This window comes from Caballeronia sp. dw_276 (assembly GCF_018449635.1).
Taxonomy (GTDB): domain Bacteria; phylum Pseudomonadota; class Gammaproteobacteria; order Burkholderiales; family Burkholderiaceae; genus Caballeronia.
This window is the reverse complement of sequence record NZ_JAAVUV010000010.1, coordinates 133,173-145,798: the sequence shown is the minus strand read 5'-3', so window position 1 is coordinate 145,798 and position 12,626 is coordinate 133,173. Positions and strand designations below refer to the sequence as shown.

The window sequence follows — 12,626 nt, the reverse complement described above, 5'->3', positions numbered from 1 at the left end:
AGAGATCCATCTATCCCCAACCCGGGAAATGAGCATCCTGTTCAAACACTCGAAGCTTCATCAATTGCTTCTTTGGATGGCGCCAATTTCAAGTACGAAGCAACACACGCCTTGAGACGGTCCCCAAAGTCAAAAAGTTGATCGAGATCCGAGATCAATATTTTGTCTTCTTCCTTGTTTTCATTAAACAGTCCCACAACGAGACGATTTTCATTATTGAATCTCAGCCTGCAAACAGGCTTGCGATTGTTGTCGTCGAAAAGTATTGCGCAGTAACTCGCGGACGGCCTAATGAAAATTCGCGCCGGCTTTGATATTGGCCGCAGAATCGCCCGCACAATCTGGAATGCCTCAAGTTCAAGATCAGAAGCTGAATAGGTTTCATCTTGTTCGATCTGGGCGTCGGAAATGTGCGCCTGCAACGCTGGAGCAACCGACAACTCGGGGGTCATTGCGCCTTTGAGCCGTTCATTGATCTTGTCGCGCACCAGCTGCTTGAACGCCTGTTTGGTTACCTCTGTGAAGAGGTCCTTGACTGCGTTTTTAAAGTGCTTACCGACCAGAAACTCTGCTGATGCCAACCGAACAAACTCTTCGGGCGGATCATTCATCCAGTTGCCTAATGTGTTCTGAATCGCGCGCGTGTACTTGAGCTGGTTTGCTGTTGTGAGGATGGTTTCGAGGTCGAATACGGTCTTCGCGAATTTTTTGAGTTCATCGACATCCTGATCCCGAAATTCAAGCATGTTGAATTCGAAAAACGGCTTATCGTCCATCATGTTCGGCTTTTCGAGGTCGGTGAAGAACTTGTACACGATGCCGTTGGTCAAGACGCCAAACCGCGCTTCAGTCGAATGGAAATATCGAAACAGTTGACTCGCGTGATTGATGTGCAGATCGCCGCCACTCTTTTTGCATTCGAACAGCATGATGGGTTGGCCATCTTTCAATATGGCGTAGTCGACCTTCTCTCCTTTCTTGGTTCCAACGTCGGCGATAAGCTCAGGCGTCACTTCCAATGGATCGAAAACGTTGTATCCCAACAGCTGAATAAACGGCATCACCATCGCATTCTTTGTGGCCTCCTCCGTTTGCAGCAAATCTTTGGTCGTTGCCACACGAGATGCGAGCGCCCTGACTTCGTCGATAAAATCCACTTTTTAATGTCCCATTGTGATCTAGCGACAACCATCGCTACGAATAGGCATTCTGATTTTCGAGATAGATGTTTGCAACAATAAATTCGGAATCCATATCGATCGGCAAATTTTTTTACTTTTGAGTGAAGAAAACGAGATCACTCGCCGAACTCTGTGTCTGCTCAGTGGGCGCACAAACAAAAAAGCCAGTCACAAAAAACGTGACTGGCTTTTCCAACAACGTGAAGGTTGGTCAGAACCTCAAACGTCAATATTCCCCGCCCTCAACGCATTCGATTCAATAAACGCGCGGCGCGGTTCAACGTCGTCGCCCATCAGCGTGGTGAAGATGCCATCGGCCGCGATCGCATCTTCGATCTGAACGCGCAACAAACGCCGCACAGTCGGGTCCATCGTCGTTTCCCACAACTGCGACGGGTTCATCTCACCCAGGCCCTTGTACCGCTGCTTGGTCACGTTGCGTTCCGCATCGGCGATCAGCCATTTCATCGCGCTCTTGAAGTCGGTAACGGCCATCGAGCGCTCGCCACGCTTGATCAACGCGCCCGCGCCGATCAAACCCTTGAACGTGTTCGCCGTCGTCTGCAATTGCTTGTAGTCGGCGGTCAACTGGAAGTCTTCATCGATCACCGATACCTTCACGTTCCCGTGATGCCGGCGATTGATATGCAGTGACCGGATCTCGCGCACCGCGTCATACGCCGGCTCGACCGTCACTTCCGGCTTCAGCGGATCGGCACGTAATGCGTCCTGCAAAGCTGCCGCGGAAGCAACCGTCGATTCCTGCGTCGATAGATCCAGCACGATGCCATCCATCACCGCTTCGAGCGCGTTCACGTCGTAGAACCGGCTTACGCGATCCACCACCGCCTGCGCGAGCAGATAAGCACGCGCGAGTTCGCCCAGCGCGTCGCCGGTAATCGGCGTCGCGCCTTCGCTCGGAATCAGCTCCGAGCCCTGCAGCGCCAGCTTCAACATATGCTGGTTCAGCTCGTGCGTATCTTTCAGATAGCGCTCGTCCTTGCCGGCCTTGATCTTGTAAAGCGGCGGCTGCGCGATATAGATAAACCCGCGCTCGACGATCTCCGGCATCTGCCGGTAGAAGAACGTCAGCAACAGCGTCCGGATGTGCGCACCGTCCACGTCCGCGTCGGTCATGATGATGATGCGGTGATAGCGCAGCTTCTCGAGGTTGTAATCGTCCTTGCCGAGCCCGGTTCCAAGCGCGGTCACCAGCGTCACGATCTGCTCCGACGAAATCAACTTGTCGAAACGCGCCCGCTCCACGTTCAACACCTTCCCACGCAGCGGCAGAATGGCCTGGAATTTCCGGTCCCGCCCTTGCTTCGCCGATCCGCCTGCCGAGTCTCCCTCGACAATGTAGATTTCCGACTTCGCCGGATCTTTCTCCTGGCAATCGGCCAGCTTGCCTGGCAAACCAACGCCGTCGAGCACGCCTTTACGACGCGTCATTTCACGCGCCTTGCGGGCGGCATCGCGAGCACGGGCTGCATCGATAATCTTGTTCGTGATGATCTTTGCGTCGTTCGGCGTTTCCTGCAGAAACTCCTCGAGCGCCTTGGCAACGACCTCTTCAACCGGCGCGCGCACTTCCGACGAAACCAGCTTGTCCTTCGTCTGCGAGCTGAATTTCGGCTCAGGCACTTTCACCGACAGCACGCACGACAAACCTTCCCGCATGTCGTCGCCGCTCGTCTCGATCTTCGCTTTCTTCGCGATATCGTGATCCGTGATGTACTTGTTCAGCACGCGCGTCATCGCGGCGCGCAAGCCGGTCAGGTGAGTGCCGCCGTCGCGTTGTGGAATGTTGTTCGTGAAGCACAGCACGCTTTCGTTGTAGCTGTCGTTCCACTGCATGGCCACTTCGACCGTGACGTTGTCTTTCTCGCCGGTCGCGTGGAACACGGTCGGATGCAGCACTTGCTTGGTCTTGTTGATGTAGTCAACAAAGCCCTTCACACCGCCGACAAACGCGAAATCGTCTTCCTTGCCGCTGCGCTGATCGGTCAGGCGAATCCGCACGCCGTTATTCAGGAACGACAATTCGCGCATGCGCTTCGCAAGGATGTCGTAGTGGAATTCGACGTTGCCGAAGATGGTGACGTCGGGCATGAAATGCACTTCCGTGCCGCGGTTTTCGGTGTCGCCGACTACGGGCATAGGTGAGTACGTAACGCCGTCTTCGGTCACGAGTTCGCGGTTCTGCACCACGCCTTGGCGAAACTCCATGAAGTGCTTCTTGCCGTCGCGGCGCACGGTCAGGCGCAGCCATTCGGACAGGCCGTTCACGCAGGACACGCCCACACCGTGCAAGCCGCCCGATACCTTGTAGCTGTTCTGGTCGAACTTGCCGCCTGCGTGCAGCTCGGTCATCACGATTTCAGCGGCGCTGCGCCGTGGATCGTGCTTGTCGTCGAGCTTCAGGCCGGTCGGGACGCCGCGGCCGTTGTCGGTCACGGAGATGGAGTTGTCCGCGTGAATGGTGACGTGGATATCGTTGCAATGTCCGGCGAGCGCTTCGTCGATCGAGTTGTCCAGCACTTCGAAAACGAGGTGATGCAAACCCGTGCCATCAGACGTATCGCCGATATACATACCCGGCCTCTTGCGGACCGCCTCCAGACCTTCGAGGATCTGAATGGAGGATGCGCCATAAGCGTTGTCGGGTTGCGAAATTGGGTTTTCAGTCATGGGTTTTTTTCCGGTTCTGCGTCACTACAGGGTCGCTACTGGGTCAGTACTGGGTCGCTGGGCGGTCACTGCGGGGGATGCTGCGCGGTCGCTGCACGAGACTTTTCGAAACACCTTAAAAATGCCAAAGGGGCAGTGCGCCCCTTGGAAAGTTTTTAGTTTTGGCCGCGTCAGATGCGCATCGGCATCACCACATATTTGAATTCGTCATTCTCGGGAATCGTGATCAGGGCGCTCGAGCTTGCGTCGCCAAGGCTCACTTGCAGCATGTCGATCTTCAGGTTCGCGAGCACGTCGAGCAGGTACGTGACGTTGAAACCAATGTCCACGCTGTCGCCCTGATACGCGATTTCCAGTTCTTCCTGCGCTTCTTCCTGGTCGGCGTTGGTCGACATGATCTTCAACTGGCCCGGCTCGATCAGGCAGCGCACGCCCTTGAACTTGTCCGATGTCAAGATCGCGGCGCGCTGCAGCGAACGCTGCAATTCTTCGCGGCCGATCAGGAACGTGTTCTTGTGCGACTTCGGGATCACGCGCTGGAAGTCGGGGAACTTGCCTTCCACGAGCTTCGACACGAGTTCGACCTGGCCGAACGTGAACTTGACCTGGCTCGCGGCAATGTCGATCACGAGCGAGTCGTCGATGTCTTCCAGCAAGCGCTGCAATTCCAGAATGGTCTTGCGCGGGATGATCACTTCCTGGCGTGCATACGTGCCGCCTTCAATCTTCATGGATGAAAACGCAAGCCGGTGGCCATCCGTTGCAACCGCCATCAACTGGTCGCCGTCGACCACCAGCAACATGCCGTTCAGGTAATAGCGAATGTCCTGCTGCGCCATGGCGAAGTGGACCATGCCGAGCAATTGCCGGAAGGTCTTTTGCGGAACTGACAGGCTTGCGCCGAATTCTGTCGCCTGGTTGACGGTCGGGAACTCGTCGGCAGCAAGCGTCTGGAGCGCGAAGCGGCTTTTGCCGGAGCGCACGGTCAGCTTCTTGTCGGTGAGATCCAGCGACACTTCTCCCGGCGGCATGGCGCGCAGGATGTCGAGGAGCTTGCGCGCGGCGACGGTGGTCGCAACCTGGTCGCTGCCGGTGCCGAAGTCGGCACGCGTGGTGATCTGAAGTTCGAGATCGGTCGAGAGGAACGACACGTCGGCGCCAGTCTTGGTGATCAGCAAATTGGCGAGGATCGGCAACGTATGACGGCGCTCGACGATTCCGCTCACGGTTTGCAGCGGCCTTAGGAGATTATCTCGTTCGGTCTTGACCAGTTGCATAGAGTTCCTTCGTTGATGTGTCGGCCGTCCGCCGTTTTTGCCACCACTTTCATGGGAGCCTTGCCACCGCATGGATTGCTTCGGGACGGTCTCGTGTCACGTGCCTGCGGTCACTCCACCCGCACGTTCCAGGCTTACGCCAAAACGCCGCCCAGCGCCGCTGGACGGTCAAACCCATATTGTGCCTCAAAACCTGCCCGCACCCCGAAAATGGGGGCAATTTCGTCAATAAACAGGTGCGTTTTCCGGTATGAATTCCGGGCCGTCCGGCTAGCCTTTGAGCGTCTGCTCGAGCACGTGCAATTCGTGGTTCAACTGGGCATCCGTGCCGCGCTCTGCGGAGATTTTTCGGACGGCGTGGAGCACAGTGGTGTGATCGCGTCCGCCGAACAATTCGCCAATTTCCGGCAGGCTTTTCTGCGTGAGTTCCTTCGCCAGGTACATCGCAATCTGACGCGGCCGCGCGATATTCGCCGGGCGCTTCTTCGAGTACATGTCCGCGACTTTGATGTTGTAGAAGTCCGCCGCCGTCTTCTGGATGTTTTCCACCGAAATCTGCCGGTTTTGCACCGTCAGCAGGTCTTTCAGCGCTTCTTTCGTCAATTCGATGGAAATCTCGCGTCCATGAAACCGCGAAAAAGCGAGGATCTTGCGCAGCGCGCCTTCAAGTTCGCGCACGTTTGAACGCAGATGTTTTGCAACAAAAAATGCCACATCCTCGGACAAACTCACGCCTTCCGACTGCGCCTTGCGCATCAGGATGGCGACGCGCATTTCGAGTTCCGGCGGTTCGATGGCGACCGTCAGGCCGGAATCGAAGCGCGAAATCAGGCGGTCATCGATACCCGAAATCTCCTTCGGATACGTGTCGCTGGTGATGATCACCTGCGCCTTGTTCGCAACCAGCGCCTCGAACGCGTAGAAAAACTCTTCCTGCGTGCGCGATTTGCCCGAGAAGAATTGAATATCGTCGATCAGCAGAAGGTCGAGCGAATGGTAATAACGCTTGAAGTCGTCGAAAGCCTTGCGCTGATAGGCTTTCACCACGTCCGAAACATATTGCTCCGCGTGGATGTAGCGGATCCGCGCGCCGGCCTTGTCCTGCAACAACTGATTGCCGATGGCGTGAATCAGGTGCGTCTTGCCCAGGCCCACGCCGCCATACAGGAAGAGCGGGTTATACGAGATGCCGGGGTTATCGGCGACTTGGATTGCGGCTGCACGCGCGAGCTGGTTCGCCTTACCCGTCACGAAATTGTCGAAGGTGAGCACGGGGTTGAGCTTCGAGCGCTCGTACGCCGAATCGTTTTCTCCATTCGACGACGCCGTTCCGCCCGGCCGCCATGTGCGGCGCGCAGCGGCGGCTTCGTTGGCGTCGAGGCTCGGCAGGTCGAGATCGCCGTTGTCCGATTGGTCGTTGTGTTGACGCGATTGCGCGTCCTGTGCGGCTTCGGCGGCGAGCGCGTTGATATGGGCGCTGGCGTTCGCGTGACCGCCATTCGGCCTGTCAGACGAAGAGACTTCGACCTGGGCACGCGGCGGCTGCGCCGGCGACGATGGCGCCGGCACAGGCGCGGGCGCACCGCCCATCGCCTTGCGTGCGGTGGCCTTGGGGTCCAGGACGAACTGGATGTCGACGGGGGCCTTCCAGAAATCCCTCGCTAAATCAGCGATACGGCCCGAAAACTGGCTTTTCACCCAGTCGAGCTTGAACCGGTTGGGCGCGGCGATGCGCAGCGTGCTCGCATCGGCGTCGAAATCGACGAGGGCCAACGGTTTGATCCACGTGACGTACTGCTGCGGCGTAAGTTCGCGCTCCAGCAATGCGGAACAGTGTTGCCAAAAATCTGTCATCGAGTGCAGTCGTTAGGGTTATCCGCGAGTCCTCTCGCCGCTCGCGACGCCGCCCGGCAACGAAGCCGGGACGCGAGGGCGAAGCGTGCCCCGAAGCCTTGTCCAGCCTGCATTTGCAGGCGGTACAGCGGACCGGGACTACGTGCGGTTGCGTCGGATTGAGGGGAGATTCTAACGCCAAATGCAACCGCGAAGCGAGTTATCCACAGGGACGGACCGTCTCAGTCAGCGAATCAACTGACCTGTGGACTTCTCCCGAAAACGGCCGCCAAACACCGTAACCTATTGACGGTCAATAGGAAAACGGTTTAAATAGCGGGTTCCGCAAAACCCGAATTCCTGTACCACCGGCCGGTGCGTCAATTTTTATGTCGCTTCGTCATGCCGCGCGGTCCGTTTTTACCCAAGTGAGACCAACATGAAACGCACTTACCAACCTTCCGTAACCCGCCGCAAGCGTACCCATGGCTTTCGCGTCCGCATGAAGACCGCGGGTGGCCGCAAGGTCATCAACGCTCGCCGTGCAAAGGGCCGCAAGCGCCTGGCAGTTTAAGGTCGCCGGATTCAGGTTGCCGAGGTCGCTATTGGTAGCGTCAGCGCCCACCGGCACTCGCCCTGAAACGAGCGATGACCTGGAGACGCGCAGTGCGACGGGCTCCGGACAGGAAATCGGTCAGTTGCAAGCACGAGCCGCGTTCCCCAAAGCCGCAAGGCTGCTGAAAACGGATGAATATTCATCCGTTTTTCGTTTGCGCCCTTGGCGCCGGTCCCCGCATTTCGTCCTGTACGGCAAGCCGACAGGCAATGAGGCGCGGCTTGGACTGGTTATCGGCAAGAAGTATGCGCCGCGCGCGGTCACGCGTAATCTGATCAAGCGGCTTGCGCGTGAAGCATTCAGGCTTCGACGCGCGGAGCTCGGCGGCTGGGACATCCTGCTGCGCATGCATGCGAAGATCGACCGCAAGGCCATGCCGAGCGCAAAATCGCCGCCGCTGCGCGCGTTGTGTCGCGAGGAGATCGACGGTCTGCTCGACCGTGCCGTGCGTGAAGCCGCGCGACGCATGGCGGAGCAAAGTGCACTACCTGTTGTCACTGATCCTACTGTTCCACCCACGCCTGCGGGCCCTTGAGCAGCGCCAGACGGAAAACCGGTCCGCCGGACAAACTCCCGGGTGCTAAATCCATGCAAACGGCACTGTTTGAAAAATCGGCAAAAACGGCGTTGATCGCCTTATTGCGCTTTTACAAGGTTGCTGTGAGCCCCATGCTCGGCAACCGGTGCCGCTTTTACCCATCGTGTTCTGACTACGCGCGCGAAGCAATCCAGTATCATGGCGCCGCGCGTGGATCATTCCTCGCAGCAAAACGTCTGTGCCGCTGCCATCCGTTTTCGGCTGGCGGCATCGATCTGGTTCCCGTGCCCCCGTCCGCCGCCCGCTGCGTTCAGCAGGATGGCGTGTCAGCGGCCGGCCCGGTCGACGACTCTGCCCCGAGCCCATCGAATCCGCCTGATCCCTCTTTACCGACGGACAAGGCCAACCCGGTGAGTTCAAACCCAAACGGCGCCAATAACGCGCTCTTCGATCGACACTGAGACAACGCATGGATATCAAACGTACCGTCCTATGGGTCATCTTTTTCATGTCGGCTGTCATGCTGTTCGACAACTGGCAACGTGACCATGGGCGTCAGTCGATGTTCTTCCCGAGCGCCGTCCCGACCAAGACGGCCGGCACAGCAGCGCCGGGAACCACGACGCCGGGCACGCACGCCTCCGACCTGCCCGCCACGGCCGGCGCTCCGGGTTCGCCCGCGGCTCCCGGCGCCGCAGCGGTTCCTGGTGCGAACGCGCCGGCCGCGGACGCCGCGCAACTGGTGAAGTTCACGACGGACGTGTATTCCGGCGACATCGACACACGCGGCGGCACGCTCTCGAAGCTTTCGCTAGTGAAAGAAGGCGACGGCAAGCAGCCCGACCTGTACATCACGCTCTTCGATCACACCGCAACGCACACGTATCTTGCGCGCACGGGCCTGCTCGGCGGCGATTTCCCGAACCACAACGACGTCTTCACACTGGTTCCCGGCGGCCAGACGTCGATGGGCAACGGCAACACGTTGTCGCTCGCGTTCGAATCGCCGGTCAAGGGTGGCGTGAAGGTCATCAAGACCTATACGTTCACGCGCGGCAGCTACGTGATCAACGTCGACACCAAGGTGCAGAACGTCGGCACCGCGCCGGTCACGCCGCGTCTCTATATGGAACTCGTGCGCGACAGCTCGCCGGTGGAAACGCCGCGCTTCTCGCATACGTTTATTGGGCCGGCTGTTTATTCTGACCAGCATCACTTCCAGAAGATCGATTTCAGCGATATCGACAAGGACAAGGCAACGTTTACGCCGTCCGCCGATAACGGCTGGATCGCGATGGTGCAGCATTACTTCGCGTCGGCGTGGATTCCGCAGCAGGGCGTGAAGCGCGATATCTACGTGCAGAAGATCGATCCGGCGTTGTATCGCGTGGGCGTGCAGCAGCCGCTGCAGACCATTGCGCCGGGACAGACCGTCGATGTGCAAGCACGCCTCTTCGCCGGTCCTGAGGAAGAGCGGATGCTGGAAGGCATCGCGCCGGGTCTGGAGCTGGTGAAGGACTACGGCATGGTGACGATCATCGCCAAGCCGCTGTTCTGGCTGCTGGAAAAGATCCATAGCTACGTTGGCAACTGGGGCTGGGCAATTATCCTGCTCACGCTGTTGATCAAGGCCGTGTTCTTCCCGTTGTCGGCGGCAAGCTACAAGTCGATGGCGCGCATGAAGACCATTACGCCGCGCATGACGCAAATCCGCGAGCGCTATAAGGGCGACCCGCAGAAGATGAACGCGGAATTGATGGCGCTTTATAAAACCGAGAAGGTGAATCCATTCGGCGGATGTCTGCCGGTCGTGGTGCAGATTCCGGTGTTTATCTCGCTGTATTGGGTGTTGCTGTCGTCGGTGGAAATGCGCGGCGCGCCGTGGATTGGCTGGATTCACGATTTGTCGCAGGCTGATCCGTTCTTTATCCTGCCGGTGCTGATGGCTGTATCGATGTTCCTGCAAACGCGGTTGAATCCCACGCCGCCGGATCCGGTTCAGGCCAAGATGATGATGTTCATGCCGCTGGCTTTCTCGGTCATGTTCTTCTTCTTCCCGTCAGGACTTGTTTTGTACTATGTAGTGAACAACGTGCTTTCCATCGCCCAGCAGTACTACATCACGCGAATGATGGGCCAGAAGAAAGTTGCGAAGGCTTGAGCAATTAAGCTGAATGGTTCGAAATGAAAAACGCCCGGCCAAAGCCGGGCGTTTCTTGTTTACGAAGCACTTCAAAGGGTTTTAGCGCTTGCTACCCTGCCCATAAAACTGGTCGATAAGCTCTTCGAGCAGATACCGGTGATGTGGCGATAGCGCTTCGATCTTCGAAGCAAGTTCCAGCGTTTCCTCCGACGCCGGATACTTCTCATCGTGGGCAATTGGCTTTGGCGCGCCCTGTGGATTGCCGCTCGGCGGCGGACCGTAATGCAACCAATGTTGCTCGACCTTGAACCACGCCGCGAGCGTGGCCAGTTTGTCGGCGGTGGGAATCGAACGCGCGGTCAGCCACTTGTGTGTTGTCTGAGCCGAAACGGGTTCACCGTGGTATCGCAAATTGAAATGCAGAGCGAGATCAGTTGCGCCGCGCATCTTCTCGGGCGCGCGGGTCATCGAAAATTTGAGCCGATCCGAAAAATCGGCTTTCTCTTGGGGTGTTGGCATAGGTCGCGATTGTGCGAGGCAAACGCACCGGCTAAGTCAACCGTCTGCGCTAGATATGGCGCAAGTTCCGCATTTTTATCGTGCACGGGAAAAACAATCACAATTTCAGGGTTCATTCGCCAATCCATGCAAACCCCTTACCCGAGAGATTTGCGTACACCGAAACGATGTCCATCTCCGACTCATCCTCCAATCAATCATAGCCCACATAAGATAGATTAAGAATTGTCTTAGCGGACTTGCTTAGCGGAGCGAAACCAAGTCGCCGCGCTACAATGCCGCGACTCATTTACCGCCGTTTCAATCGAGAAAATCATGTCCAACAACGACTCCGATCCGATCGTCGCGATTGCTACCGCGCCGGGTCGCGGCGGTATCGGCGTGGTGCGGCTGTCGTTCGGGCGCACGGGCGAAACGGCCGCGAAGCACGCCATGCTCGCGCTGTGCGGCAAGCTTCTCGACGCGCGTCACGCAACCTATACGCCGTTCATCGATACAAACGGTGAAGCGATCGATCGCGGCATTGCGATGTACTTTCCGGCACCCTATTCGTACACCGGCGAACATGTGCTCGAGCTGCAGGGGCATGGCGGTCCAATCGTGCTGCAATTGCTTTTGCAGCGCGCTGTCGATACCGGCCGTGACTTCGGTCTGCGCCTCGCCGAGCCGGGCGAGTTCACGCGTCGCGCGTTTCTCAACGACAAGCTCGATCTTGCGCAAGCTGAAGCCGTCGCCGACCTGATCGAAGCAAGTACGGAAGCCGCCGCGCGTTCGGCCGGCCGTTCGCTCGATGGCGCGTTTTCCCGGCAGATCCACGCGCTCGTGGAAGACGTCATCACGTTGCGGATGCTGGTCGAAGCGACGCTCGATTTCCCCGAGGAGGAAATTGATTTTCTTGAAGCCGCGGACGCCCGCGGCAAGCTCGCACGCATCCGCGCGTTGCTCGACAAGGTGCTAGCCGATGCTCGCCAGGGCGCGCTCCTGCGTGAGGGGTTGTCGGTGGTGCTTGCGGGGCAGCCGAACGTCGGCAAGTCGTCGCTTTTGAATGCGTTGGCGGGCGCGGAGCTGGCCATCGTTACGCCGATCGCCGGCACGACGCGCGACAAGGTCACGCAGACTATTCAGATAGAAGGCATTCCGATTCATGTCATCGATACAGCCGGCTTGCGCGAAACGCAGGACGAGGTGGAGCGCATTGGTATCGAAAGGACGTGGGGGGAGATTGGCCGCGCGGATGTCGTGCTGCATTTGCTCGATGCACGGGAAAAGCTGACCACGGATGACGCCGCCATATCGGCGCGTTTTCCTGCGGGCGTGCCGGTCGTGCGCGTGTTGAACAAGGCGGATCTGGCGGGCGTGGAGGCATCGGCATCGATCGCCGGCGATGAAATCCGCGAGGTGCGGTTATCGGCGAAAACGGGCGATGGGATCGCGTTGTTGCGCGACGAATTACTGAAGATCGCAGGGTGGCAGGCGGGTGCTGAAAGCATCTATTTGGCGCGCGAAAGACATTTGATTGCGCTGCGTGCGGCGCGCGAGCATCTCGCGACGGCGGCGGATCATGCCGAGCAGAATTCCCAGGCGCTGGATCTGTTTGCGGAGGAGTTGAGGCTCGCGCAGGATCAATTGAATTCGATTACTGGTGAGTTCAGCTCGGATGATTTGCTGGGGGTGATTTTCAGCCGGTTTTGTATTGGAAAGTAGCGCATTGCCCAGATACGTCTAGTCTTGTCTAAGCAATAGCTCAAACCCTTGTGGCCTGTACAACACATTGCCTCAGGTTGCCCAATGTCGTCTATTGACATCTATCTGAGGAAGGTACACAGTA

Annotated in this window: 10 protein-coding genes; 5 read left to right on the top strand and 5 right to left on the bottom strand. The window is 58.0% G+C overall.

Annotated elements, in window-relative coordinates; genetic code table 11:
* Nucleotides 1-41: 41 nt before the first annotated feature.
* The 4 genes from HB633_RS21280 to dnaA all read right to left on the bottom strand — a co-directional run bounded on the left by HB633_RS21280 (nucleotide 42) and on the right by dnaA (nucleotide 7,003).
* Nucleotides 42-1,157, bottom strand: a complete 1,116-nt coding sequence (locus HB633_RS21280; protein WP_213780128.1) for a type I restriction endonuclease — start codon at nucleotides 1,155-1,157, stop codon at nucleotides 42-44.
* A 243-nt stretch (nucleotides 1,158-1,400) separates the two neighbouring features.
* Nucleotides 1,401-3,872: a DNA topoisomerase (ATP-hydrolyzing) subunit B gene (gene gyrB / locus HB633_RS21275; protein WP_213780127.1), complete on the bottom strand. Its 2,472-nt coding sequence runs from the start codon at nucleotides 3,870-3,872 to the stop codon at nucleotides 1,401-1,403.
* A gap of 170 nt (nucleotides 3,873-4,042) precedes the next feature.
* Nucleotides 4,043-5,149 carry a DNA polymerase III subunit beta gene (gene dnaN / locus HB633_RS21270; RefSeq protein WP_062168517.1) on the bottom strand — a complete coding sequence of 369 codons (1,107 nt, stop codon included), beginning with the start codon at nucleotides 5,147-5,149 and terminating at the stop codon, nucleotides 4,043-4,045.
* A gap of 270 nt (nucleotides 5,150-5,419) precedes the next feature.
* Complete coding sequence (gene dnaA, locus HB633_RS21265) at nucleotides 5,420-7,003, bottom strand: chromosomal replication initiator protein DnaA (RefSeq protein ID WP_213780126.1); 1,584 nt, start codon at nucleotides 7,001-7,003, stop codon at nucleotides 5,420-5,422.
* A gap of 418 nt (nucleotides 7,004-7,421) precedes the next feature.
* On the opposite strand from dnaA, the gene rpmH reads away from it, so the two are divergent.
* The 4 genes from rpmH to yidC all read left to right on the top strand — a co-directional run bounded on the left by rpmH (nucleotide 7,422) and on the right by yidC (nucleotide 10,297).
* Nucleotides 7,422-7,556 (top strand): 50S ribosomal protein L34, encoded by a 135-nt coding sequence (gene rpmH, locus HB633_RS21260; RefSeq protein ID WP_006998755.1) that lies wholly within the window; start codon nucleotides 7,422-7,424, stop codon nucleotides 7,554-7,556.
* Between the two features lie 79 nt (nucleotides 7,557-7,635).
* Complete coding sequence (rnpA, locus tag HB633_RS21255; RefSeq protein ID WP_213780247.1) at nucleotides 7,636-8,133, top strand: ribonuclease P protein component; 498 nt, start codon at nucleotides 7,636-7,638, stop codon at nucleotides 8,131-8,133.
* 53 nt (nucleotides 8,134-8,186) lie between these two features.
* Nucleotides 8,187-8,597, top strand: coding sequence for a membrane protein insertion efficiency factor YidD (yidD, locus tag HB633_RS21250; RefSeq protein WP_213780125.1), 411 nt, complete (start codon nucleotides 8,187-8,189; stop codon nucleotides 8,595-8,597).
* A gap of 8 nt (nucleotides 8,598-8,605) precedes the next feature.
* Entirely contained in the window at nucleotides 8,606-10,297 is a 1,692-nt protein-coding gene (gene yidC / locus HB633_RS21245; protein ID WP_213780124.1) for a membrane protein insertase YidC, read from the top strand.
* A gap of 81 nt (nucleotides 10,298-10,378) precedes the next feature.
* Here yidC and HB633_RS21240 read toward each other — a convergent pair whose 3' ends face one another.
* The gene (locus tag HB633_RS21240) at nucleotides 10,379-10,798 is read right to left on the bottom strand and encodes a transcriptional regulator (RefSeq protein WP_213780123.1); all 420 of its coding nucleotides are present in this window, start codon (nucleotides 10,796-10,798) and stop codon (nucleotides 10,379-10,381) included.
* 315 nt (nucleotides 10,799-11,113) lie between these two features.
* Here HB633_RS21240 and mnmE point away from each other — a divergent pair, with 315 nt between their 5' ends.
* Nucleotides 11,114-12,502 (top strand): tRNA uridine-5-carboxymethylaminomethyl(34) synthesis GTPase MnmE, encoded by a 1,389-nt coding sequence (gene mnmE, locus HB633_RS21235; RefSeq protein WP_213780122.1) that lies wholly within the window; start codon nucleotides 11,114-11,116, stop codon nucleotides 12,500-12,502.
* Nucleotides 12,503-12,626: the final 124 nt, after the last annotated feature.

Bases quoted from the DNA above. Each gene is read 5' to 3' on its own strand.
- rpmH (WP_006998755.1), top strand. From the start codon at position 7,422: ATGAAACGCACTTACCAACCTTCCGTAACCCGCCGCAAGCGTACCCAT.
- dnaN (WP_062168517.1), bottom strand. From the start codon at position 5,149: ATGCAACTGGTCAAGACCGAACGAGATAATCTCCTAAGGCCGCTGCAA.
- yidC (WP_213780124.1), top strand. From the start codon at position 8,606: ATGGATATCAAACGTACCGTCCTATGGGTCATCTTTTTCATGTCGGCT.
- HB633_RS21240 (WP_213780123.1), bottom strand. From the start codon at position 10,798: ATGCCAACACCCCAAGAGAAAGCCGATTTTTCGGATCGGCTCAAATTT.
- yidD (WP_213780125.1), top strand. From the start codon at position 8,187: ATGCAAACGGCACTGTTTGAAAAATCGGCAAAAACGGCGTTGATCGCC.
- dnaA (WP_213780126.1), bottom strand. From the start codon at position 7,003: ATGACAGATTTTTGGCAACACTGTTCCGCATTGCTGGAGCGCGAACTT.
- mnmE (WP_213780122.1), top strand. From the start codon at position 11,114: ATGTCCAACAACGACTCCGATCCGATCGTCGCGATTGCTACCGCGCCG.
- gyrB (WP_213780127.1), bottom strand. From the start codon at position 3,872: ATGACTGAAAACCCAATTTCGCAACCCGACAACGCTTATGGCGCATCC.